General features: G+C 64.4%; 19 protein-coding genes. 12 read left to right on the top strand and 7 right to left on the bottom strand.

Going from position 1 to position 22,884, the window contains the following annotated elements:
* Positions 1-12 precede the first annotated feature (12 nt).
* From EJ070_RS04975 to EJ070_RS04955, 5 genes are all read left to right on the top strand, one after another.
* Complete coding sequence (locus tag EJ070_RS04975) at positions 13-753, top strand: CpaD family pilus assembly protein (protein WP_126090322.1); 741 nt, start codon at positions 13-15, stop codon at positions 751-753.
* A gap of 29 nt (positions 754-782) precedes the next feature.
* Entirely contained in the window at positions 783-2,066 is a 1,284-nt protein-coding gene (locus EJ070_RS04970) for a CpaE family protein (protein WP_189350593.1), read from the top strand.
* A gap of 30 nt (positions 2,067-2,096) precedes the next feature.
* Positions 2,097-3,596 (top strand): CpaF family protein, encoded by a 1,500-nt coding sequence (locus tag EJ070_RS04965; RefSeq protein ID WP_126090320.1) that lies wholly within the window; start codon positions 2,097-2,099, stop codon positions 3,594-3,596.
* Between the two features lie 131 nt (positions 3,597-3,727).
* On the top strand, positions 3,728-4,741 hold the full coding sequence (locus EJ070_RS04960; protein WP_126090319.1) for a type II secretion system F family protein: 1,014 nt from the start codon (positions 3,728-3,730) through the stop codon (positions 4,739-4,741).
* A 13-nt stretch (positions 4,742-4,754) separates the two neighbouring features.
* Positions 4,755-5,771: a type II secretion system F family protein gene (locus tag EJ070_RS04955; RefSeq protein WP_126090318.1), complete on the top strand. Its 1,017-nt coding sequence runs from the start codon at positions 4,755-4,757 to the stop codon at positions 5,769-5,771.
* Positions 5,772-5,870: 99 nt separating this feature from the next.
* Here the strand turns inward: EJ070_RS04955 and EJ070_RS04950 are convergent, their stop codons facing one another.
* Positions 5,871-6,698, bottom strand: a complete 828-nt coding sequence (locus EJ070_RS04950) for a tetratricopeptide repeat protein (RefSeq protein WP_126090317.1) — start codon at positions 6,696-6,698, stop codon at positions 5,871-5,873.
* A gap of 116 nt (positions 6,699-6,814) precedes the next feature.
* On the opposite strand from EJ070_RS04950, the gene EJ070_RS04945 reads away from it, so the two are divergent.
* The 3 genes from EJ070_RS04945 to EJ070_RS04935 are packed head-to-tail and all read left to right on the top strand — an operon-like array spanning position 6,815 to position 9,480.
* The gene (locus tag EJ070_RS04945; RefSeq protein ID WP_126090316.1) at positions 6,815-8,182 is read left to right on the top strand and encodes a leucyl aminopeptidase family protein; all 1,368 of its coding nucleotides are present in this window, start codon (positions 6,815-6,817) and stop codon (positions 8,180-8,182) included.
* Positions 8,183-8,239: 57 nt separating this feature from the next.
* Positions 8,240-8,590 carry a MarR family winged helix-turn-helix transcriptional regulator gene (locus EJ070_RS04940; RefSeq protein WP_126090315.1) on the top strand — a complete coding sequence of 117 codons (351 nt, stop codon included), beginning with the start codon at positions 8,240-8,242 and terminating at the stop codon, positions 8,588-8,590.
* Between the two features lie 29 nt (positions 8,591-8,619).
* Positions 8,620-9,480 (top strand): NlpC/P60 family protein, encoded by an 861-nt coding sequence (locus EJ070_RS04935; RefSeq protein WP_126090314.1) that lies wholly within the window; start codon positions 8,620-8,622, stop codon positions 9,478-9,480.
* Positions 9,481-9,685: 205 nt separating this feature from the next.
* On the opposite strand, the gene EJ070_RS04930 is transcribed toward EJ070_RS04935, so the two are convergent.
* Entirely contained in the window at positions 9,686-10,990 is a 1,305-nt protein-coding gene (locus EJ070_RS04930; RefSeq protein ID WP_126090313.1) for an IS4 family transposase, read from the bottom strand.
* A gap of 263 nt (positions 10,991-11,253) precedes the next feature.
* Between EJ070_RS04930 and EJ070_RS04925 the strand changes: the two genes are divergently transcribed.
* The gene (locus EJ070_RS04925; RefSeq protein WP_126090312.1) at positions 11,254-13,791 is read left to right on the top strand and encodes a ligase-associated DNA damage response DEXH box helicase; all 2,538 of its coding nucleotides are present in this window, start codon (positions 11,254-11,256) and stop codon (positions 13,789-13,791) included.
* Positions 13,792-13,809: 18 nt separating this feature from the next.
* Entirely contained in the window at positions 13,810-14,526 is a 717-nt protein-coding gene (gene pdeM, locus EJ070_RS04920) for a ligase-associated DNA damage response endonuclease PdeM (protein ID WP_126090311.1), read from the top strand.
* 4 nt (positions 14,527-14,530) lie between these two features.
* Here pdeM and EJ070_RS04915 read toward each other — a convergent pair whose 3' ends face one another.
* The 3 genes from EJ070_RS04915 to EJ070_RS04905 are packed head-to-tail and all read right to left on the bottom strand — an operon-like array spanning position 14,531 to position 19,142.
* Entirely contained in the window at positions 14,531-15,469 is a 939-nt protein-coding gene (locus EJ070_RS04915) for a DmsC/YnfH family molybdoenzyme membrane anchor subunit (RefSeq protein WP_126090310.1), read from the bottom strand.
* Between the two features lie 11 nt (positions 15,470-15,480).
* On the bottom strand, positions 15,481-16,215 hold the full coding sequence (locus EJ070_RS04910) for a 4Fe-4S dicluster domain-containing protein (protein ID WP_126090309.1): 735 nt from the start codon (positions 16,213-16,215) through the stop codon (positions 15,481-15,483).
* On the bottom strand, positions 16,212-19,142 hold the full coding sequence (locus EJ070_RS04905; RefSeq protein WP_126090308.1) for a molybdopterin oxidoreductase family protein: 2,931 nt from the start codon (positions 19,140-19,142) through the stop codon (positions 16,212-16,214). The genes EJ070_RS04910 and EJ070_RS04905 overlap by 4 nt, the downstream gene beginning before the upstream one ends.
* Positions 19,143-19,219: 77 nt before the next feature.
* On the opposite strand from EJ070_RS04905, the gene EJ070_RS36155 reads away from it, so the two are divergent.
* Positions 19,220-19,366 (top strand): hypothetical protein, encoded by a 147-nt coding sequence (locus EJ070_RS36155; protein ID WP_189350384.1) that lies wholly within the window; start codon positions 19,220-19,222, stop codon positions 19,364-19,366.
* Between the two features lie 54 nt (positions 19,367-19,420).
* A complete protein-coding gene (locus tag EJ070_RS04900; protein ID WP_126095646.1) occupies positions 19,421-20,329 on the top strand; it encodes a LysR family transcriptional regulator in 909 nt (302 codons plus the stop codon).
* Between the two features lie 15 nt (positions 20,330-20,344).
* Here EJ070_RS04900 and EJ070_RS04895 read toward each other — a convergent pair whose 3' ends face one another.
* Positions 20,345-21,277, bottom strand: coding sequence for a hypothetical protein (locus EJ070_RS04895; protein WP_126090307.1), 933 nt, complete (start codon positions 21,275-21,277; stop codon positions 20,345-20,347).
* A 214-nt stretch (positions 21,278-21,491) separates the two neighbouring features.
* Positions 21,492-22,748: an Hsp70 family protein gene (locus tag EJ070_RS04890; RefSeq protein WP_126090306.1), complete on the bottom strand. Its 1,257-nt coding sequence runs from the start codon at positions 22,746-22,748 to the stop codon at positions 21,492-21,494.
* Between the last annotated feature and the right edge of the window lie 136 nt (positions 22,749-22,884).

Below are 22,884 nucleotides of genomic sequence, written 5' to 3'. Positions count from 1 at the left end.
GGGAAGGCGGACATGTCTCAGTCAGCATCTAAGGCCATCACGATCGCGACGGCAGGATCGGGCCGCGAGCGGATCCGCCGGTCTGTCGTCCCGGCCCTGGCGATCGCGCTTGCGGCCTCGCTCGCCGGCTGCGCCAACTGGCACCGCGACAGCGTGACGGTCGGCGCCATACCGGACGACTATCGCACCAATCATCCCATCGTCATCGCCGAGAAGAACCAGAAGATCGACCTGCCTGTCGGCGCTGGCGATCGCGGCATGACCGGTGCCCAGCGCGACACGCTTCTCGGCTTCCTCGGCGGCTATGACAAGAGCGCCGCCCCATCGCTTACCATCGCGATCCCGAGAGGGGCCGCCAACGAAGTGGCGGCACTTGTGGCGGGTCGAGATTTCGCCAGGGTTGCCGCGGCCGCCGGCGTCAGGCGCGACCGGATCGTCATGACGTCCTATCAGTCGGCCGTGCCCGAGGCTTCGGCTCCGATCCGCGTCGCCTTCGTCGCGGTGAGAGCGCAGACCGACAAATGCGGGCGCTGGCCGGACGACCTGCTGCAGACCTCGGAAAACCGGCACTATGCCGATTTCGGCTGCTCCTATCAGAACAACCTTGCCGCTCAGATGGCCAACCCCAATGATCTGCTCGGGCCGCGCAAGCAGACCGATATCGACGCCGAAAATCGCGGCGCGGTGATCGACCTTTATCGCGCGAGAGGCATTTCGAACGAGTTCCTCGGCAATTCGGAAGTGACATACTGAGCCGCGCCGATGACGGAAAGAGCATGACGATGAGCAATCTCGCCTACGACACGCCCTCGGATACCGGCGATCTTTCGCAGCAGGACATTGCGGCCATGCAGGCGCTGCGTCCGGTGCCGCGCATCTCGATCCAGGCCTTCTGCGAGACCGAGGGCGTCGCCAACCCCATCGAGCGCGCCGGCGAGGATCGCCGCATGGCCAAGGCCCATCTCAAGGTTCATATGGGCGGCATCGCCACCGCGATCGAATTCTACCAGTCGGCACCGACACCCAACCTGATCCTGCTGGAATCGCGCAGCGAGCCGAAACAGCTGCTCGAGCAACTCGCTCAGCTCGCGGAACATTGCGATCCGTCTTCTAAGGTCGTGGTTGTCGGCCACTACAACGATGTCGGCCTCTACCGCGAACTCATCCGCTCCGGCATTTCCGAATATGTCATCGCGCCGGTCTCGATGACCGATATCGTCAGCGTCGTATCGTCGATCTTCGTCGATCCCGAGTCCGATCCGATCGGCCGCTCCATCGCCTTCGTCGGCGCCAAGGGCGGCGTCGGCTCCTCGACGATCGCTCACAACGTCGCGTGGGCGATGTCGTCATTGTTCAAGTCGGAAGTCGTCGTAGCCGATCTCGACCTCGCTTTCGGCACCGCCAACATCAACTTCGACCAGGATCCCGCGCAGGGTATCGCCGAGGCGGTGTTTTCGCCCGAGCGGGTCGATGAGGTCTATCTCGACCGGCTGCTCGCGCAGTGCGCCGAGCATTTGTCCCTGCTCGCGGCACCCTCTACGCTCGAGCGCGTCTACGATTTCGATGCAGACGCCTTCGCGCAGATCATCGAAACGGCGCAGCGCAGCGCGCCTTTGCTCGTGCTCGATGTCCCTCATATCTGGAGCGGATGGTCGAAGAGCACGCTGATCAAGGCCGATGAGATCGTCATCACGGCCACGCCCGAACTCGCCAATCTGCGCAACACCAAGAATATGGTGGACGTGCTGAAGCGGCTGCGCCCGAACGACCCGCCGCCGAAGCTGATCATCAATCAGGCAGGCGTTCCGAAGCGGCCGGAGATCGCGGCTTCGGATTTTTCCGAACCGCTCGGCATCACGCCCATGGCGGTGATCAATTTCGAGCCTCTGCTGTTCGGCAACGCGGCCAACAACGGCCGCATGCTTGGCGAGATGGACGCCAAGAGCCCGGTCGTCGGCACGATCAACGAAATCGCCCATGTGCTGACCGGACGCAGCGAGATCAAGACGAAGAAGAAGGCCGGGCTGGGTTCCATCCTAGGCAAGCTGTCGCGCAACAAGAAGTGACGCTCATGGGGCCGTATCGGGTAGTCGATCATGTTTGGTAAAAGAGGCAAAGACGACGGCAACCGGGCAGCTCCCGAATTCCGTCCGCCGGCACCTCCTCCCGCCGCGCCCGTTTCGGCCGGGACGATGGCTGTCGATCGGCCGGCCGCGCCGGCGCCCAGCACGCCTGCTGCCTCGCCCGCCCGCCGTCCGGTCGAGGCGCCGCCGATGGCGCCCGAGCCGCCAAGGAGGGTCCAGCGCGAGCGCAGCGAGACCTATTACGACACCAAGAGTCAGGTGTTTTCCGCGCTGATCGACACGATCGACCTGTCGCAACTCGCCAAGCTCGATCCCGAAAGCGCGCGCGAGGAAATCCGCGACATCGTCAACGACATCATCGCGATCAAGAACTTCGCGATGTCGATCTCCGAGCAGGAAGAGCTGCTCGAGGACATCTGCAACGACGTGCTCGGCTATGGGCCGCTGGAGCCGTTGCTCGCGCGCGACGACATCGCCGATATCATGGTCAACGGCTCCAAGAACGTCTACATCGAGGTCAATGGCAAGGTCGAACAGACCGGCATCCGCTTTCGCGACAATCAGCAGCTGCTCAACATCTGCCAGCGCATCGTCAGCCAGGTCGGCCGCCGCGTCGATGAATCGAGCCCGATTTGCGACGCGCGTCTTCCCGACGGTTCGCGCGTCAATGTGATCGCGCCGCCGCTCTCCCTCGATGGCACCGCGCTCACCATCCGCAAGTTCAAGAAGGACAAGCTGACGCTCGACCAGCTGGTCAAGTTCGGCGCCATCTCGCCGCAGGGCGCGGAGATCCTCAAGATCATCGGCCGCGTCCGCTGCAATGTCGTCATCTCCGGCGGTACCGGCTCGGGCAAGACGACGCTGCTCAACTGCCTGACCAACTACATCGATCGCGAGGAACGCGTCATCACCTGCGAGGACTCGGCCGAGTTGCAACTGCAGCAGCCGCACGTAGTCCGTCTCGAAACCAGGCCGCCCAATCTCGAGGGCGAAGGCGAGGTGACGATGCGCGACCTCGTCAAGAACTGCCTGCGCATGCGGCCCGAACGGATCATCGTCGGCGAGGTGCGCGGACCGGAAGTGTTCGACCTTCTGCAGGCCATGAACACCGGCCATGACGGTTCGATGGGAACGATCCACTCCAACAGTCCGCGCGAGTGCCTGAACCGTATCGAATCGATGATAGCCATGGGCGGCTACTCGCTGCCGCAGAGGACCGTGCGCGAGATCGTCGTCGGCTCGGTCGACGTGATCATCCAAGCGGCTCGCCTGCGCGATGGCTCGCGCCGCATCACCCACATCACCGAGGTGATCGGCATGGAAGGCGACGTCATCATCACCCAGGATATCGTCCTCTACAACATCAAGGGCGAAGACGCGAACGGCCGTCTGATCGGCGAGCATGTCTCCACCGGCATCGGCCGGCCGCATTTCTGGGATCGCGCCCGCTACTATGGCGAGGAGCAGCGCCTCGCCAACGCGCTCGAGGCGATGGAGAAACGCGCTGACTGATGCATCTGGAGGTGTGAAGCAATTCCAGGAAAAGTGTGAAGCGGTTTTCCGTCCGGAATTGCGTCTAAACAAAGAAATAGGGCGGTTCGCCGTTTCTTTGAAACGGCGAAATGTCCTGGGGATCCCGATCGATGTTCGGAATTGACACCACGGTTCTGGCTTTCGTCGTGCTCGCCGGCTTCAGCGCCGGCGCGATGGCCTATGCTTTCCTGTTGACGCGCATCGATAACGAAAAGCAGGCCGGCAAGCGGCTTGAGACGATCAAGACGGCCGAGACCGACCGGTCGGTGGTGAAGGCCTCGCGCGACCGGGCGGCGGAGGCGGTCAAGCGGCGCAAGAGCCTTCAGGATTCGCTCAAGCAGCTCGATGAAAAGCAGAAAACCAACGACCGCAACGTCAAGAAGCCGCCATTGAGGGCCCAGATCCGCCAGGCCGGCATGACGGTTTCCATCGAGCGCTTCTACGTCTACTCGGTGATCTGCGGCGTCGTCCTGACATTCCTTGCCTATCTTGGCGGCGCGCCGCTGTTTGCGCTGCCGGGCGCTCTGCTGGCTGGCGCCTTCGGCCTGCCGCGATGGTTCGTCTCGTTTCGCCGCGCGCGCCGGGTGAAGGCTTTCCTGGAGGAGTTCCCGAATGCCCTCGACATTATCGTGCGCGCGGTCAAGTCGGGCCTGCCGCTGAACGACGCGATCCGCCTGATCGCCAATGAATCTCCCGAGCCCGTCCGGGCCGAGTTCCGCCGCATTGTCGATTCCCAGCAGATGGGTCTGTCCATCCCCGATGCCACCTTGCGCATGTCCGAGACCATGCCGTGCACCGAGGCGGGCTTCTTCGGCATCGTCATCCAGATCCAGTCGCAGGCCGGCGGCAACCTCTCCGAGGCGCTGGGCAACCTTTCGCGCGTGCTGCGCGACCGCAAGAAGATGAAGGCCAAGGTTCAGGCGCTGTCGATGGAAGCGAAGGCATCCGCCGTCATCATCGGCGCCTTGCCGTTCGTCGTCGCCTTTCTCGTCTATCTTTCGAGTCCGAACTACATCATGCCGCTGTTCACGACCAGCGTCGGCAACCTGATCCTCGGCTGTTCCGGCGTCTGGATGTCGATCGGCATCCTGGTGATGCGCAAGATGATGAATTTCGAAGTGTAGGAACGCGGATCCAATGACAGACCAGGTCGTCAAGACGCTTACCGATCCTTCCTTCCTGATCGCGCTCCTGGTTGGCATCGCGGTTTTTGCGACCGTCTTCACGCTCATGCCGGCGCTTGGCGGCAATCAGCTCAAGGCGCGCATGAAAACCGTGGCGCTCGAGCGTGACGAGCTGCGCTCCAAGCAGCGTGCGCGCCTCGCCAACGAAGCCGACCGCCGCCGCAAGGGCCTGCGCGAGGAGCAGTCGATCGGCATGCGCAACATTGTCGACCGGCTGGATCTGAGGCGTGCGCTGGCCGATGAAGGCACGCTGCAAAAGCTCAAGGTCGCGGGTTTCCGCGGCCAGAATCCGCTGACGCGCTTTCTGTTCTTCCGCCTGGTTCTGCCCTTCGTCGGTTTCGCCCTGGCGGCCATCTATGTCTTCGTGCTCGGCGGATTGCCGCAGCAGCCGGCCTTCATCAAGCTGTTTGTCTGCATTCTCGTCGCCTATGCCGGCTTCTACGCGCCGATACTCTACGTCAACAACCGCGCGACAAAGCGCAAGCAGTCGATCCAGCTGGCGTGGCCGGACGCGCTCGACCTGATGCTGATCTGCGTCGAATCCGGCATGTCGGTGGAAGCGGCGCTGCGCAAGGTTGCCGACGAGATCGGCGCGCAGTCGGTGGCGCTCGCCGAGGAGTTCGTGCTTACCAATGCCGAGCTCTCCTACCTGCAGGAGCGCAAGGTTGCCTATGAAAATCTGGCGAGCCGCACCGGCCTGGAATCGGTGAAGTCCGTATCCCAGGCCCTGGTTCAGGCCGAGCGCTACGGCACGCCGGTGGCGCATGCGCTGCGCGTGCTGGCCTCGGAAAGCCGCGACATGCGCATGAACGCGGCCGAGAAGAAGGCCGCAGCACTTCCGCCGAAGCTTACCGTGCCGATGATCCTGTTCTTCCTGCCGGTTCTGTTCGCCATCATTCTGGGACCTGCCGGCATCCAGGTCAGCCAGCGCGGCATCTTCGGCGACCAGCACAGTTCCAGCAGTCAGTAGAAGCCACAGCCGAATGGAGGAAGGCCGCGCGGGGAATGCCGCGCGGCTTTTTCAGGAAAAGTGCAGCGGTTTTTCCGTCCGCAATTGCGTCGCGCGCGGTCAGTTCGTCGCGACCTTTGCCTTGTCCTTGTCCTGATCCTTGAGCTGGCTCCAGGCATTCTGCTGGGCAAGCATCTGGCGCAGATAAGCGATGTTGGCCTGCGCCTGTTCCGGCGAGAGCTCCTGCGAGGCGATCTTCTCGGCCTCGTCGAAGCGGCCCTGCAGGCCGACGACCAGCGCCAGGTTCTGCCGCACGCGGCTGTCGGCGCTCGGCTGCTGCGCTGCCGAGCGCATGTAGGTTTCCGCCGTGCGCAGGTCCCCTTCGAGCACGTAGGACATGCCGAGGTTGGAGAGGATGGAAGGTTCGTTCGGCTTGAGCTCGAGCGCCTTGCGATAATCCTGGCGCGCTTCGTCGCGCTGGCCCATCTGGTCGAGGATAGCGGCTTCCGCCGACACCAGCCGCCAGTCCGGATATTCCGGCGTCTGCGCGCGGCGCACGGCATCGAGCGCCTGCTCGAACTGCCCATTGGCGGCAAGCGCCTTGCCATAAGCGGCGAGCACGTCCCGGTCCTTGGGGTAGGCGATCGCGAGCTTGCGCATCACCGCCAGCGATTGATCGGCATCGCCATCCATCTGCAGTGCCGCGGCGAAATTCGTGGCGATGCGTTTGTCGTTCGGGTTCCTGGCATAGGAATCGCCAAGCCTGGCCGTCGCGCTGTGCAATTCGTTGGCCGACATCGTTTCCAGCGGCCTGTTGTCGGATCGGGAAATGGAGCCCGTCGTGAACTTGCTGGTGCTGCCGCAGCCCGCTACGCTGGCCGCCAGCGCTACCATCAATGCCGTGGTGATCAGATGCTTGTTTGTAACGTTCGGCGCTTTGATCGGCATCGGCACCTGCCCTCCATTCCTGTGCGGCCGTTGGCTGGCCGTCCCGAAGAAATATTCTGTTAACCCTAACGGACCGTTAAAAAACCGACTCGCCATGCCCTGCCGGAGACCATCGAATGCCTGTCGAACTCGTTGATCAGAAACCGGAAGCCTCCCTGCCAGTGTATCTGGTGGGAAAGGACGGCCTCGACGACACGGACCTTCCGCCTTCCGCCGTGGCCTGGGCAAGGGCGAACGGCTTTTCCGGCGAGGCGGGCCGCACGCTGGTCCTGCCCGGCGAGAATGGATCTCTGGCCGGCGCGCTGTTCGGTACCGGTGACGGCGAGAGCCTGCTTGCCGTCGGTGTCCTGGCGAGGTCGCTGCCCGAGGGCGAATGGCATTTTGACCAGGATCTGCCCGCGCCGGATCTTGCCGCGCTTGCGCTCGTCCTCGGCGGCTACGTCTTTACCCGCTACGGCAGGAAGCCCGGCAAGGCGTTGCGCTTCGCGCTGCCGTCGGGGGCCGACGGCGCGCATGTGCGCCGCATCGCCGAGGGTGTTTTCCTGGCGCGCGATCTCGTCAACACGCCGACCAGCGACATGGGGCCGGCGGAATTGGAAGAGGCGGCACGGACGCTCGCGGCAGCGCACGGGGCCGACATCTCCGTCATCGCCGGCGACGACCTGCTGGCGCGGAATTTTCCGATGATCCATGCCGTAGGCCGCGCCTCGACCGGCGCGCCGCGGCTGATCGACATGACATGGGGACCGGGCGATGCACCAAAGGTGACGCTGGTCGGCAAGGGGGTGTGCTTCGATACGGGCGGCCTGGACATCAAGCCGTCGTCGGGCATGCTGTTGATGAAGAAGGACCTGGGCGGTGCCGCAAACGTGCTGGGGCTCGCCTCCATGATCATGGCGGCGAAACTGGACGTCAGGCTGCGCGTGCTGATCCCGGCCGTCGAGAATTCGATCGCCGGCAACGCCTTTCGGCCAGGCGACGTGCTGCGGAGCCGCAAGGGCATCACCGTCGAGATAGGCAACACCGACGCGGAAGGCCGGCTGGTCCTGGCCGACGCGCTGTCGCTTGCCGACGAGGAAAGGCCGGCCTTGCTGATCGACATGGCGACGCTGACCGGGGCGGCACGGGTTGCGCTTGGCCCCGACCTGCCGCCCTTCTACACCGGCGACGAGGCCCTGGCTTCCGACCTGGCAGCGGCTTCGCTCGCGGTCGAGGATCCGTTGTGGCGCATGCCCTTGTGGCGCCCCTACGATGCCAAGCTGTCGTCGAAGGTCGCCGATATCAACAATGTCACGACGGATGGCTTTGCCGGATCGATCACCGCGGCGCTCTTCCTCAAGCGCTTCGTCGAGAAAACGCCAAGCTGGGCGCATTTCGACATTTTTGCCTGGAACCCCGCAGATCGTCCGCACGGACTGATGGGCGGCGAGGGACAGGCCATTCGCGCGCTGGAGCGGATCATCGCGAAGCGCTTCGGTCGCTAGCCCACGAAATGCCGTTACTGAAACGGAACCGAAACAATTTGCCGTCATGCTGGGGTGATGTCGATCTCGATGCGCCCGAGCCAGGCCTTGCGACTGTGGCAGCAGGTGATGCTGTCGCAGGTGCGCAACGGCGCGCCCGATCTCACCATGCGCCAGACCGCGATCCTGCTCACCATCTATCTCGATCCGCCGCCGCACACGGTGCGCGGGCTGGCCGCCAGGCTCAACGTCACCAAGCCGGTCATCACCCGCGCGCTCGACACGATGGGCGCGCTGAAGCTGGTATCACGGCACCGCGACGAGCTCGATAAGCGCAACGTGCTGATCCGGCGCACAGTGGAAGGCGCGCTCTTTGTCGAGCGCTTCGGCGATGGTATCGTTGCGAAGGCGCATGAACTGCCCATCTGACGGATCACCAAGTTGACTGGATTGCCGATTTGACTGCCAGGGATGCCCGCCTTCACGCCTTTCGTTCCGATCTCGCCGACGCCAGGCTGAAAGGAGAAGTCTCAGCTGATCGCTTCGTCGCCGGCCGGCCGGCGCGGATCACTGCCGCCGTCGCCGATCTGCGCAAGGCGCCGCGACCGGACGCCGGGGTCAATACCCAGGCGCTGTTCGGCGATCACGTGCTCGTCTTCGAGGATGCGGAAGGCTGGGCTTGGGTGCAGGCCGAGCGCGACGGCTATGTCGGCTATGTCGCCGACAACGTTCTTGGCCCGCGCGAACAGGCGCCGACCCACATCGTTTCCGCGCCGCGCACCTTCCTCTATCCGGGGCCCGATTTGCGCTTTCCGATCAGCGGGCAACTGTCGATGGGCTCGACCGTGACCGTGGCGGGCGCCGCCGAAACGCGCGGCACGCACTACGCGCTGCTGCCGTCGGGGCAGGCGGTCATCGCCCGCCATTTGCAGCCGCTCGCCGAGGTCGCCGATGACTATGTCACGGTCGCGGAAAGCTTTCTCGGCACGCCCTATCTCTGGGGCGGCGTCTCCGGCTTCGGCATCGACTGCTCCGGCCTCGTGCAATTGTCGATGCGCATGGCTGGCAAGGAAGTGCTGCGCGACACCGACATGCAGTCGGCATCGATCGGCACGCCGTTCGAGCCGGGGCCGGATTTCTCCGGGCTGGAGCGCGGCGACCTCGTCTTCTGGAAAGGCCATGTCGCCATCATGACCGACGCGAAGGATATGATCCACGCCAACGGCCACACCATGCTGGTCTCGCGCGAGCGGCTGAAGGAAGCGGTCGAGCGCATCGGCTATCTTTTTGGCGGGCCGACAGGGTTCAGGAGGCCGTAGCGCAGACCTCGCCTTCTCCCCTTGTGGGAGAAGGTGTCGCCGAAGCTCGGCCGGATGAGGGGTGCTCCAGCTTGGCGGCCACGCTTCATCGTCGTCCAATCTCCCGGCGCCTCATTTCTTCCAACACCCCTCATCCGTCTCGGCGCTTCGCGCCAATCCACCTTCTCCCACAGGGGGCTAGCGTGCGCACACATTTGCTTCGGGCTCATTTTTGCGAGGCCAGAACGAAGCCGTGTGTGATGGCGTTGAAGCGTCTGAGGCCGTGGGTGAAGGTGATGGGCCCTGGCGGGCGTTCCTTTTCGTAGCCGTTCCAGCCTCCGAGCCTGGCGATACACCAGGCGGCCCAGGCGAGCGTGTGCGTGGGGTGCGGGTTCTTCTGCTTTTGGGTCTTGCCTTCGAGCTTGGCGATGAGCACTTCCAGGACGGTGATCTCGGTGGGATCGAAGAGGTGTGCGGCCTGGAAGCGCTGGCCCGGCGAACCACGCCCGTGTACGAGTTGCATGACCTTGGTGGCGACGACCAGAGCGGTGGCGGCCAGACGTTCGAGTGCATCGCCGTCGGCGATGAGACTTTCCTCCAGATCGATGGCCTGCGACTTCACGGTCCGAAACAGCTGTTCGACGCTCCAACGCGAGCGATACAGGTCGACGATGCGGCAGGCATCGGCGAGCGTTTCGACGCTGTGGGTGGTCAACAGCCGCCAGATCACCGCGTCCTTGGCCGAAGGTGGATCGATCTCACGCACTTCCACCATGTTGAGCGTGAGTTCGCGCGGATCGCGGCTGTCGGCGCCAAGGCGGGGCTGGCGCAAGCTCACCGCGGTGAAGCGAACGGCCAGTTCGACGGTGCGGGCCGGCCGGCCGGGTCGGGCCTGCAGTTCGAAGGCAATGCGGCCGGCTTCCGGCGTCTTGGCGATCGCGCCGAACAGGCGCTCGCCCCGCGTGCCCAAGGCCCGATCCCGTACAGCGCGGATGAGCACATGGGTGCGCTCGTCGGGCAGCCTTGCAAACACTTCGTAGATGTCGGCCTCGCGGTCGCCGATCACCGTCATCTGCGGCGCGTCGGTCAGCGCCTGGCATGCCGCCTTGGCGGTGCCGATCCACTTGTGGCTTTCCTTGGCTTCGATCGGCAGCGCCTGGTAGTCATCCGCCTTCTCTGCCTCGCGCCGCCAGATCGTGGCGCCTGCAAGGCCAAGGACCGAGCCGTCCACGGCATCCACGGCCAACGCCGGATGCACGAACAGCCCGATATCGGTGCCATTGCCGACACGACCGAGGCCGCGCTTGCGCGAAGCCTTGGCTTCATAGTTGATCTCGCTGCTGTCCTCGATGATCAGCACGTGGCGGCCGGCGGCCAGTTCGGCGGTTCGCGCCGCCGCCGTGCGGATGATCTCTTGCGTGCTCACGTGGCGATTGCGAAACAGGCGTGTGAACGCGACCTTCTCGGCGCGCGTGTCGGCCAGCCGGCGCATGCCCGTGCTGACACGCGCAAACATGCGCTCCAGAACCATGCTCCCCTTTTTTGCAGGCGCAGGTCGCCGAAGTAGCCAAGCAACGAAGCCATCGTCGAAACCTCCAGAATCAACAATGGCGGCTACAGAATCACATACAATTCAACCGCTTCAAGCCATTTTCCGACGGCGCCTCTTCACGCTTGACCACAGCACGAAGCAAATGTGTGCGCACGCTAGCCCACAGGGGGAGAAGGCAAGAACGATCCCCTTTTGTTCCGATTTTTCTTGGCGATTGCTCACCGTCGCGCTACCTCTGGCGCGTGACAGAGCAGCCGCGCCTTGCCGAACAGAATGCCGCCGTCCTGCTGCCCGAGCCATTCGTCAAATGGTTCGGTGAAAAGGGCTGGTCGCCGCGTGTCCATCAGCTCGAGCTGCTGGCCAAGGCTCAAGGCGGACAATCGGTACTGCTCATCGCGCCGACCGGCGCCGGCAAGACGCTGGCCGGCTTCCTGCCGTCGCTTACCGAGCTCGCGAAACGTCCGCGCCGCAAGCCTGGCGAAGCCCATCGCGGCATCCATACGCTCTACATCTCGCCGCTCAAGGCTTTAGCCGTCGACATCGAGCGCAATCTCGGCAAGCCGGTCGAGGAGATCGGACTGCCGGTCACCATCGAGACGCGCACCGGCGACACGCCTTCGCACAAGCGCCAGCGACAGAAGCTGGTGCCGCCCGACATCCTGCTCACCACGCCCGAGCAGCTCGCCTTGTTGATCGCCTCAAACGACGCGAGGCGCTTCTTCGAGGATTTGCGCTATGTCGTGCTCGACGAATTGCATTCGCTTGTCATCTCGAAACGCGGGCATCTCCTGGCGTTAGGCCTGGCGCGGCTGCGCGCCTTCGTTCCCAAGCTGCAGACCATAGGTCTGTCGGCCACCGTGGCCGAACCGGATGAGCTGCGGCGCTGGCTGGTTGCGCAGAACCCGCCCAAAAATTCAAACAACCCCGAGATGGCAGGGCTCATTACGGTCGCCGGCGGCGCCAAGCCCGACATCTCCATCCTCGACTCGCGCGAGCGCGTGCCATGGTCGGGGCACTCGGCCCGCTACGCCATCCCTGAGATCTATGAGGCGATCAGGAAGCACCGCACCACTCTGCTCTTCGTCAACACCCGCAGCCAGGCGGAGCTTTTGTTCCAGGAGTTGTGGCGTGCGAACGAGGACTCTTTGCCGATCGCGCTGCATCACGGCTCGCTCGATGTCGGCCAGCGCCGCCGCGTCGAGAAGGCGATGGCCGACAATGCGCTGCGCGCCATCGTCGCCACCTCGACGCTCGACCTCGGCATCGACTGGGGCGATGTCGATCTGGTGGTACATGTCGGCGCTCCGAAGGGCGCCAGCCGCTTGGCGCAGCGCATCGGCCGCGCCAACCATCGCATGGACGAGCCGTCCAAGGCGATCCTGATCCCGGCCAACCGCTTCGAGGTGCTGGAATGCCGCGCGGCGCTCGACGCCAACTATCTCGGCGCCCAGGACACGCCGCCGCTGGTCAAGGGCGCGCTCGACGTGCTGTCGCAGCATGTGCTGGGCGTCGCCTGCGGCGGGCCGTTCGACGCCGACCTCCTGTTCGAGGAGGTGCGCGGCGCCGCGCCTTATGCGGCCCTGGAGCGCGAGACCTTCGACCGCGTCATCGACTTCGTCGCCACCGGCGGCTACGCGCTGAAGAACTACGAGCGCTATGCCCGCATCCGCCTGAACAAGGACGGCCTGTGGCGCGTCTCGCATCCGAGCGTCGCGCAGCAATACCGGCTGAATGTCGGCACCATCATCGAGATGCCGGAGCTCAATGTCCGTTATGTCAGGCAGGGGCGCGGCATGGCCGGCCGTGGCGGGCCGGTGCTCGGCAAGATCGAGGAATATTTCGCCGAAACGCTGCGCCCCGGCGACAACTTCCTTTTTGCCGGCAAGGTGCTGCGCTTCGAGGGCATTCGCGAGAACGAATGCGTCGTCTCCAACGGCGCCGGCGCCAACATCATCGTGCCGTCCTATGCCGGCGGCAAATTCCCGCTCTCGACCTATCTCGCCGAGCAGGTGCGCGCCATGCTGGCCGACAGCGATCGCTGGAAGGTCTTGCCCGAACAGGTGGCCGACTGGCTTCGGATTCAAGAAGAGAAGTCGGTTTTGCCAAAGCGTGGCGATCTCCTGGTCGAGACCTTTCCGCGCGGCAATCACCATTACATGGTCGCCTATCCCTTCGAGGGCCGGCTGGCGCACCAGACGCTCGGCATGCTCCTGACGCGTCGGCTGGAGCGCGCTCATGCCAGGCCGCTCGGCTTCGTCGCCACCGATTACTCGCTGGCCGTCTGGGCGCTGGACGACATGGCGGCTTTGTTCAAGGCGAAGAAGCCGTCGCTGGCCGCACTTTTCGACGAGGACATGCTGGGCGACGATCTCGAAGCCTGGCTGAACGATAGCTGGATGCTGAAGCGCACTTTTCGCACCTGTGCCGTCATCGCCGGGCTGATCGAGAAGCGCTACCCCGGCCAGGAGAAGAGCGGGCGCCAGGTGACGGTCTCGGCGGACCTCATTTACGATGTGCTGCGCAGCCACGAGCCGGACCATATCTTGCTGCAGGCAACGCGAACCGATGCCTCCGCCGGGTTGCTCGATGTCAGCAGACTTGGCGAGATGCTCTCGCGCGTGCGCGGTCGAATCATGCATAAGCATCTCGACCAGATCTCGCCGCTGGCGGTGCCGGTAATGCTGGAGATCGGCAAGGAGTCGGTCAATGGCGGCGCCAACGACACGCTTTTGATGGAAGCCGCCGACCTGGTCGAAGAAGCGATGGGTTCAGGGCACTAAGCGGAGAACGGAGAGGGGATGAATTTTTCGCTGTCGCGCGCAACGCTGATTGCCGAGGCCGACCTTGTCGGCATCGCCGGCGAGCGCGCGGTTTGCGACCGGCGCGGCGTGCTCTATTTCCCCGACCTGCGGCTGCTCGCGGTCTCCGACCTGCATCTCGAAAAGGGCTCGTCCTTCGCCAGGCGCGGCGCGCTGATCCCGCCTTACGACACCGGAGCCACTTTGCTCCGGCTGCAGGCGGTGATCGCCGACTACCAGCCGCGGATCGTCGTCAGCCTGGGCGACTCCTTCCATGACGGCGGCGGCGCCGAGCGCATGCATGAGAGCTTCCGCGAGCGGCTGGAAGCGATGATGGCCGGCCGCGACTGGTTCTGGGTCGCCGGCAATCACGATCCGGACGCGCCCGCCGACCTGCCTGGCGATACGGTGAAGGAACTCGCCATCGGCTCGCTGCTCTTCCGTCACGAGCCTTCGAAGCTGCGGGTGGAAGGCGAGATCGCCGGTCATCTCCACCCTTGCGCCCGCATCGTCCAGCGCGGCCGTTCGGTCAGGCGGCGTTGCTTTGCCGGCGACGGCGGCCGCATGATCATGCCGGCCTTCGGCGCCTATACCGGCTCGCTCAACGTGCTCGACCGCGCCTATGCCGGCCTGTTCCGGCTGGAGACGCTGATGGCCTATATGCTGGGCGCCGACCGCATCTTCGCCATCTCCGGATCGATGCTCCGGCCGGGTTGAGACGCTACTCCCGACCGTAGTAGAGCGTGACTGTGTGCTTCGCCTCGGCGAAGAACAGCCAGCGCTCGACCAGCATGCCGGCAAGCTGGGCGATGGCCGCGAGCGTCGACGCAATGGCGGCGAAAGGCCACGGTAAGACAAGCGCGGTAGCAAGCAAGACAGCCGGCGCGGCGAAAGCCAGCACCTGCGTGATCCGCCTCAGCTTCGCGCTGTGCTTGCGCGCGATGCGGAATCCCATCTCCTTGAGCAAATAGTTTTCTTCCGTATGCGGCCATTCGATCGACCGCACCGTGCCGCCGGCCAGGCCGGTCGCCGTGCTGGCCGTGGTCGGGATTTCCAGCCGGTCGTTGTATCGCCAGGTCGCGATCTTCCATGCCCAGCCGGCGAGTGTGGCGAGCAGCGCGCCGGTCAGCACCACCGTTGAATCCATGGCGAAACCCTGGAGAAGGGCGCTCAGCAACACACAGCCTGTCATAGCCGAGAACATAAGATAAGCCGGCAAAGTATAGCGGCTGTGCCACTGCGCGATCGGCTTCAGCGAGGCATAGATCATGCCTGTCGCGCAGACTGTCGTCACCGCACCGGCGGCCGCCAGCAGCCCGGCGACGGCCACCCAGCCGCCGCTGCGGCCGAAAAATACCCAGCCGATACCGAACAGCCCGGCCGGGATGAAAGTCGCGACCGACGCCACGCCTTCGCGCGACAGCCACGAGCTGCGCCATTGCGAGAAAGCGCGCCAGGCTCGTTCGGGACGGCCGAGATGGGCCGTGGAGGAGAGTAGGCCAGCCGCGATCAGGCCGAGCGCAAGCGCCATGCCGGCAAGGCCGAACCAGAAATCGGGCTGGATGAAGCCCAGTCCGCCAAGCAGACCGAGCAGCGCCAGCAGGCCGTAGCCGGCCCCGGTGGCGGTGGTGAAGAAGACGACCGAGAAAGCGGGATGCATGGTGGGTGAAGCTAATTCGAAAGCATGCGATCGATCCAGCCGAGGAAGCCGCCCTCGGCCCGGATGGGCTCCAGCGCCGGTGCGTCCACTCGTGCCGCGCGTTCGCTGTGGGCGCGCGGCGGCAGGTATCTGTTGGTCGGCTTGTAGCCAAGCTCCGGCATCAGCTCGACGCCACCGCGCTCGACGACAAGCTGCGAGATCGCCGAGGTGGGGTCGCCGAGATCGCCGAAATGCCGGGCGCTGGTCGGGCATGCCGCGACGCAGGCCGGCACGCGGTCTTCTTTGGCCAGATTGTCGTTGTAGATGCGGTCGACGCAGAGCGTGCATTTCTTCATCACGCCGACATCCGTGTCGAACTCGCGCGCGCCATAGGGGCAGGCCCAACTGCACAGCTTGCAGCCGATGCATTTGTCCTCGTCGACCAGCACGATGCCGTCCGAGGCGCGCTTGTAGGAGGCGCCGGTCGGGCAGACGGTGACGCAGGCCGGCTGCTCGCAATGCAGGCAGGAGCGCGGGAAATTCACCGTGCGGCCGCCCATCTCGGTCACGTGCTCATAAGCGTGCACGCGGTTGAACCAGACGCCGTCGGCATGACCGCCATAGGGATCGGTGTCGGTCAGCGGCGCCATATGGCCGCCGGTGTTCCATTCCTTGCAGGCGGTGACGCAAGCCTGGCAGCCGACGCAGGTATCGAGGTCGATGACGAGGCCGAGCTTCTTCTCGGTTTGGGCGGGAAGGCAGGTCATTCGGCGGCTTCCCTTTTCATGCGAAATTCGGCGCCAAAGCGAAGGATTTCGGGCACGGCCGGGACGTGCGGCGGCTGCCGGAACCGCTCGAACTGCGGCTCGGTGAAGCCGGCTTCTTCGGGCGCGCATTTGGCAATCCGAACCCTGACGTCGAACCAGGCCGCCTGTCCCGTGACGGGATCGGAGTTGGAATAGCGCTTGCCGTTGGCGTCGGCCGAGGTCTGGTCGCCGATGATGTGGTTGAGCAGGAAGCCGCGATTGCTCTCGGCCGCATCGTCCTTCAGGCCCCAGCTGCCGCGCCGCTTGCCGATGGCGTTCCAGGTCCAGACCGTGTCAGGGTTCACGCCGTCGATCAGCTTGATCTGGCCCTTCACACGGCCATTGATGCTTTCGATCCACACCCAGTCGTCGTCGGCAAGGCCGAGTCCGTCGGCCGTCTCCCGGTGCACGAACAGCCGGTTCTGGCTGGTGATCTGTCTCAGCCATGCATTCTGCGAGCCCCAGGAATGGTACATGTGCATCGGCCGCTGCGTCAGCGCATGCAGCGGATATTTTTGCAGATCGACGGCCTCGTCCTCGAAAGGCGCGTACCAGAAAGGCAGCGGGTCCATGTAGGTCTCGATCCGATCGCGCTCGGCTTCCGGCGGCTGCGCTTTTCCATGGCCGCGCGCGGCGAGCCGGAAGCGCTGCATCGGCTCGGAATAAAGCTGGAAAACGATCGGCTCGGCCTTCGCGATGAAACCCATTTGGACGGCAAAGTCGAGATAAGCGCCGTTGGCCATCTTGTAATAGCGCTGGTCGTCGGCAAAGGCGTGATGCCAGAAGCCGCCATTGTCGATGTAGCGCTGCAACTGCCCGGGATTGGCCTCGCCCTTACCGATTGAGCCGCCATCCTTGCCGCGCCAGCCGGCCAGCGGTCCGATGCCCGGCGTGCGCTCGTGGTTGACGATATAGTCGGCATAGTCGCGGTATTTCGCCGAGCCGTCCTCGTTGGCGAAGCCGGGCAGGCCGAGCCGCGCGCCGAGCTCGATCAGCACGGACTGGAACGGCCGCACGTCGCGGTCCGGCTGCACCACCGGATGGCGGACGGCGTCGGCCGGCCCGTCGGCATGGCTGATCGGCCGATCGAGCAGGCTGATGCAGTCATGCCGCTCGAGATAGGTGGTGTCGGGCAGCACCAGATCGGCGAACGGCACAGTCTCGGAATAGTAGGCATCGGAATAGATGATGAAGGGGATTTTGTAGTTTCCGGCTTCATCCTTGTCCGTGAGCATGGCGATGGTCTCGACCGTGTTCATCGAGGAATTCCAGGCCATGTTCGACATGTACATCATCAGCGTGTCGATCGGGTAAGGATCGCCCGCCCAGGCGTTGCGGATGACGCTGTGCATCAGCCCGTGCGCGGCCAAAGGCGCTTCCCAGGAATAGGCCTTGTCGATGCGGGTGGGCCGGCCGGCCTCGTCGACGAGCAGATCGTCGGGCCCGCAGACAAAGCCGAGCGGCGTGCCTTCCAGCGGTGTCATCGGCCGGACGTTCTTGCCGGACGGCTTTGGCCCCGGAGGCGCGCAACGGGGATAGGGCGGCTTGAAGCGGAAGCCGCCGGGCACGTCCACGGTGCCCAGAAGTACCTGCAACAGATGGATGGCACGGCAGGTATGAAAACCGTTGGAATGGGCCGAGATGCCGCGCATGGCATGCATCGACACCGGCCGCCCTTTGATCGTCTCGTGGCGCCGGCCCGCCCAGTCGGTCCAGGCGACCGGCAGCTCGATCGTCTGCTCGAAGGCGACATGCGCCAGCTCCGCCGCGATGCGGCGGATCGTATCGGCGCTGATGCCGCAGCGCTCTGCGACTGCATCAGGCGAGTAGCTGTCGTCCATGTATCGGTCGGCGATGAGCTGGAACACTGGCACGCAGTGGCGGCCATTGACCGTGTAGCTGCCTGTCAGTGCCGGCCTTGCCTCGGGATCGGCTGCGCGTACCGGTGCTTTCGCGCCCCTGTCCCAGGCTAGAAGATCGCCGCTGCCGTCCCGAACGAACAGTCCGTCCTCGGCAGCACCCGCCTCCTGGATCACGAGCCCGGCGGCGTTGGTGTAGCGCAGCAGATAGTCGAGATCGACGCGGCCGGCCTTGAGCAATTCGTGGACGAGGGCGAGCACGAACAACCCGTCCGTGCCCGGCCGGATACCGATCCAGTCGTCGGCGATCGCGTTGTAGCCGGTGCGGCACGGGTTGATCGACACCACCTTGGCGCCGCGTGCCTTCAGCTTGCCGAGGCCGATCTTGATCGGGTTTGAATCATGGTCCTCGGCAACGCCGAACAGCATGAAGTACTTCGTGTTGTCCCAGTCGGGCTCGCCGAACTCCCAGAACGAGCCGCCGATCGTGTAGAGGCCGCCGGCCGCCATGTTGACCGAGCAGAAGCCGCCATGCGCGGCGAAATTCGGCGTGCCGAACTGGCTCGCCCACCAGCCTGTCAGCGACTGCGACTGGTCGCGCCCGGTGAAGAAAGCAAGCTTCTTCGGGTCCGTGCGCCGGATCGCCGACAGCCGCTCGGTGGCTATGATGAGCGCTTCGTCCCATTCGATCTCGCGGAATTCGCCGGAGCCGCGCGGGCCGGTGCGCTTGAGCGGCTTCTTCAGCCGCGCCGGGCTGTAGTGCTGCATGATGCCGGCGCTTCCTTTGCCGCAGATCACGCCGCGGTTCACCGGGTGGTCCTTGTTGCCGTTGATGTAGCGCACCTTGCCGTCCTTGATATGGACGTCGATGCCGCAGCGGCAGGCGCACATGTAGCAGGTGGTCTTGGCGATGCGGTCGGAGACGCTTGGCGAGGTCTCGACGCCGTCGCCCTCGTGGGGCGCTTGGCTGTCGGCCAGCGGCTGCTGGGACGGTGCGGAATTGGCGCCGCGCGGCGATGTTCGGCTCATGATCCGCGAACGCTCTTGCCGCTCGCCATTCTGGCTTTCGTCTTAGGGCCCGGCCCGCGCATGTAGTGGAGCTCGGGATGGTAGCGGTCGCCGGCGAATTGCCGCTTCAGCCGGCGGCTCCAATGCGCGAAAAGGGATTTGAAGCGCCCGATCATTTCCAACCTTGGCCGCCGAAATGCCAAATTTTTCCAACTTCCGGCAAAAACTTAGAACAAAGCAATTGATCTGTCTAACAAGCGGCTCTTGTAATTCTGATCGATTTTGCTTCTTAGTTGGGCATGACTCTCGATCAGTTGCGCATCTTCGTCGCCGTCGCCGAGCACGGCCACATGACCAAGGCGGCCGAATTGCTCGGCATCTCGCAGTCGGCGGCCTCGGCGGCCATCCGCGCGCTCGAAAGTCAGCATGGCGTGCGCCTGTTCAACCGGGTCGGGCGCAACATCGAGCTCGCGCAGACCGGCCACCGTTTCCTGCCCGAAGCCAAGGCGGTCCTTGAGCGAGCGGCGGCTGCGCGCGACGTCCTGGAGCACGTGTCGCAGACGGTTACCGGCAGCCTGTCGATAGCGGCCAGCCAGACCATCGCCAGCTACTGGCTGCCGCTGCGCCTGGCGGCGTTCCATGAAGCCTATCCGGCTGTGCGCCTCAGCGTTACCATCGGCAACACACGGCAGGTGGAGACCAATGTGCTGGACGGCCGGGCCGATTTCGGCCTGGTCGAAGGGCGCACCGAGTCCGACATCCTGCGGCGTGTCACGGTCGACGAGGATCGCATGATGCTGGTGGTGGCGCGCACGCATCCCGAAATCCCGATGACGCCGGCTGGAAACCTCGACATCAGGGCGTTGCGCTGGATCATCAGGGAGGGCGGTTCGGGCACGCGCGAGGCGCTGGAGGATTTCGCGCGCGGCGAAGGGGTCTCGCCGGCGGAACTGCAGATCTTCCTGGTCCTGCCCAGCAACGAGGCGGTGCGTCAGGCGGTGGAGGCCGGCGCCGGCGCCACCATCATCTCGGAGCTGGTCGTCGCGCGCTCCCTGGCGGAGGGGAGTCTCAGGTCCGTGCCGGTCGATCTGCCGAAGCGCGATTTCGCCATGATCACCCACCGCGACCGGCAGGCGAGCCTCGCGCAGATGGCGCTGAAGGCGTATCTCACCGGCAAGGCGCATGCGTCGTCAACGGGCAGGGGCTAGTGGTGGACGCGCTCTCTATTTTGGGGGCTCTATGCGGTGGATGGTCGATCCCGATACCCAGAGCGAACCGGCACCGTAACGAATAGCGTCGCCGAACGAGTTACCTTTGAACTTGCGGACAAGTGTGTTGGCTTTGGGATCGATCTGGGCGACCGGCGTTCCCGGCGTCGAGACCCACACATAGCCGCCGCCGCAAACGATATCGCCGCCACTGCCCGATAGGCCTGTTTGAATCGTCGCCAGCAGCTCGCCGGTCTTTCCATCGATTCGCTGAACCGAGCCATCGCCTTGATTGAGGACCCAGATCGAGCCTTCGCCCGAAGCGATGAAGCGCGGCGACGAGTGAAGCTTGATGGTCGAGATCACCGTGTTGGTTTTTGGATCGATCCTGTACAGCTCGCTGTTGCCGAAACCGGTCACCCACACGGAACCAAAGTCAACGACGACGCCGGCGCTCAATGCCGGCAAATGAATATTCGCATCGACAGCGCCACTGCGGGAATTGAATCGAGTCAGCGTCGTGTTGCCGATGCCCTTCCCTGTGACGACCCAAACCCCGCCTTCGCCGACGCCGATGCTCCCCTCGTTGCTGAGTATCTGGGCGGGTATTTCCTGGACCAGCTTATTGGCGATCGGGTCGACTTTGAGGATCATCTTCTTGCTCGTCGCGGGCACCCAGACAGCACCTTCGCCGATTCCGGGGGCTTGAGATCCACCGCGGCCGTTGACGTCGATATCGATGACGCTGTTGTCCGCAGCGTTGACGCGCTCAAGGAGGCTGCCGCTCATCATCCAAAGGGAATTGAACCCGAACCCAATAAAATCGCCGCCTCTCTGGATTTCCGCCTGGATCACAAGCGTATCGGCGGGAAATTCTTCCGCCGCGATGCTCAATCCTGGCGTTAGCGAAAGAATTGACAGTAGGATCAGGGACTTGATCTGGCGCATTTTCGTCCTCCCGACATTGAGGCTCATCGGCTCTGCAGCCAAATTGAACGTCGAGAACACAGGTGATTGCCTGCGAGCTTAGGCAGATCATTATACTTGGTTCCGCCCTAATGTCCGTGCCAATTCGGGCGCACCCATCCGAGGGGCCGCTCACCACCCAAAACGGCAGTCTTTGTCGGGTACCAAGCGTCGGGCTTTCACCAGAAAAGAAACCTCAGGCGAACTTCCGTTGCGCATCCAGCGCAAGACCAAGCCCGACCGAGCCGAACATGTCGCCTTCGATGACCGAGGCCTGCGGCACCAGCGAAAGGATCCGCCGCTTTGCCAATGGGATTGCGGTCGAACCGCCGGTGAGGAACACGGCGGTGATGGCGGAAGCGGAAATGCCGGCGTCGGCGATCGTCTGCCTGACCGTTGCGGTCACCCGGTCGATGTCCGCCCCGATCGTCTCTTCCAGGCCGGCGCGCGTGATCCCGGCCGCGAAGCGCGCGCCGGGCAGCGACACCTTCACTTCGGCCGAAGATTGGTCGGTGAGCGCGATCTTGGCCCGTTCGACCAGGCCGGCCATCGCATGCCCGTAACGATGCGCGACAATATGGATGAAGCGGTCGACAAGGTCGGCCCGCTCGGCCTCGAAGCGGATCTGCCTTAGATCCGACATTGCCTTGGCGGTGTAGACCAGGTTGATGCGCTGCCAGGTCGCGAGGTCGATGAAATAGCTCGCCGGCAGATTGCGTTTGTGGTCCTTGGTCCGGGTCAGATAGCCGAGCTCGGGCATGACGTTGGCGATGCTGAGCAGCCGGTCGAAGTCGGTGCCGCCGATATGGATGCCGCGATTGGCGAGGATGTCGCCCTTGCGGTCGTCCGAGCGGGCGCGCTCCGGCGAGACGCGAACGACGGAGAAGTCGGAGGTGCCGCCGCCCATGTCGACGATCAGCGCCAGCTCTTCCCGCGCGACGTTCTGTTCATAGTCGAGCGCCGCCGCGATCGGCTCGAACTGGAAGGCGATGTGCTTGAAGCCTTGCGCGCGCGCCGCCTTTTCGAGTTCGCCCTCAGCTTTCGCATCCGCCTCGGCATCGTCGTCGACGAACTGCACCGGGCGGCCGAGCACGACCCGCTCGACCGGGCCGCCGGCATCCTCTTCCAGCCGCTTCTTCAAATGGCTGATGAAGAATCCGATGATGTCGGTGAAACCGATCAGGCGCGCCTTGATGCGCGTCTTGTCGTTGGCCAGCGAACTGCCGAGAACGCTTTTCAGCGAACGCATCAACCGGCCTTCGACGCTGTCGGTGTAGTCGGCGATCGCGCGGCGGCCGAAATAGGTGTGGCCGTCCTCGAAGTTGAAGAAGACGGCGCTTGGCAGAGTGGGCTGCTCGCCTTCCAGCGCCACCAGTCGCGCCCGGCCGTCGCGGATCACGCCCACCGTGGAATTGGACGTGCCGAAATCGATGCCGCCGAATGCCGATTGCATCGCAGCCTCCTGTCATTGCTTCGCGGCAGCGGATCGCCGGCGTCGGAAAATGCGCCGTCATCCGGATGGCCGGACCGCTCTGCCGAAAAATGAATGTGTGTGCTTGCCCCTGACTTGGGAGGCGGCGATTTATCGC

It is taken from the genome of Mesorhizobium sp. M1E.F.Ca.ET.045.02.1.1, from assembly GCF_003952485.1.
Taxonomy (GTDB): Bacteria; Pseudomonadota; Alphaproteobacteria; order Rhizobiales; family Rhizobiaceae; genus Mesorhizobium.
Note: the sequence above shows the minus strand (reverse complement) of the source record. Positions and strands in the feature narration are given on the sequence as shown.

Excerpts from the sequence above, each read along its gene's own strand:
- EJ070_RS04905 (WP_126090308.1), bottom strand. The coding sequence starts at position 19,142 with ATGAGCCGAACATCGCCGCGCGGCGCCAATTCCGCACCGTCCCAGCAG.
- EJ070_RS36155 (WP_189350384.1), top strand. The coding sequence starts at position 19,220 with ATGGTAGCGGTCGCCGGCGAATTGCCGCTTCAGCCGGCGGCTCCAATG.
- EJ070_RS04965 (WP_126090320.1), top strand. The coding sequence starts at position 2,097 with ATGTTTGGTAAAAGAGGCAAAGACGACGGCAACCGGGCAGCTCCCGAA.
- EJ070_RS04960 (WP_126090319.1), top strand. The coding sequence starts at position 3,728 with ATGTTCGGAATTGACACCACGGTTCTGGCTTTCGTCGTGCTCGCCGGC.
- EJ070_RS04945 (WP_126090316.1), top strand. The coding sequence starts at position 6,815 with ATGCCTGTCGAACTCGTTGATCAGAAACCGGAAGCCTCCCTGCCAGTG.
- EJ070_RS04890 (WP_126090306.1), bottom strand. The coding sequence starts at position 22,748 with ATGCAATCGGCATTCGGCGGCATCGATTTCGGCACGTCCAATTCCACG.
- EJ070_RS04955 (WP_126090318.1), top strand. The coding sequence starts at position 4,755 with ATGACAGACCAGGTCGTCAAGACGCTTACCGATCCTTCCTTCCTGATC.
- pdeM (WP_126090311.1), top strand. The coding sequence starts at position 13,810 with ATGAATTTTTCGCTGTCGCGCGCAACGCTGATTGCCGAGGCCGACCTT.
- EJ070_RS04895 (WP_126090307.1), bottom strand. The coding sequence starts at position 21,277 with ATGCGCCAGATCAAGTCCCTGATCCTACTGTCAATTCTTTCGCTAACG.
- EJ070_RS04950 (WP_126090317.1), bottom strand. The coding sequence starts at position 6,698 with ATGCCGATCAAAGCGCCGAACGTTACAAACAAGCATCTGATCACCACG.
- EJ070_RS04975 (WP_126090322.1), top strand. The coding sequence starts at position 13 with ATGTCTCAGTCAGCATCTAAGGCCATCACGATCGCGACGGCAGGATCG.
- EJ070_RS04940 (WP_126090315.1), top strand. The coding sequence starts at position 8,240 with ATGTCGATCTCGATGCGCCCGAGCCAGGCCTTGCGACTGTGGCAGCAG.
- EJ070_RS04930 (WP_126090313.1), bottom strand. The coding sequence starts at position 10,990 with ATGGTTCTGGAGCGCATGTTTGCGCGTGTCAGCACGGGCATGCGCCGG.
- EJ070_RS04970 (WP_189350593.1), top strand. The coding sequence starts at position 783 with ATGAGCAATCTCGCCTACGACACGCCCTCGGATACCGGCGATCTTTCG.
- EJ070_RS04915 (WP_126090310.1), bottom strand. The coding sequence starts at position 15,469 with ATGCATCCCGCTTTCTCGGTCGTCTTCTTCACCACCGCCACCGGGGCC.
- EJ070_RS04910 (WP_126090309.1), bottom strand. The coding sequence starts at position 16,215 with ATGACCTGCCTTCCCGCCCAAACCGAGAAGAAGCTCGGCCTCGTCATC.
- EJ070_RS04900 (WP_126095646.1), top strand. The coding sequence starts at position 19,421 with ATGACTCTCGATCAGTTGCGCATCTTCGTCGCCGTCGCCGAGCACGGC.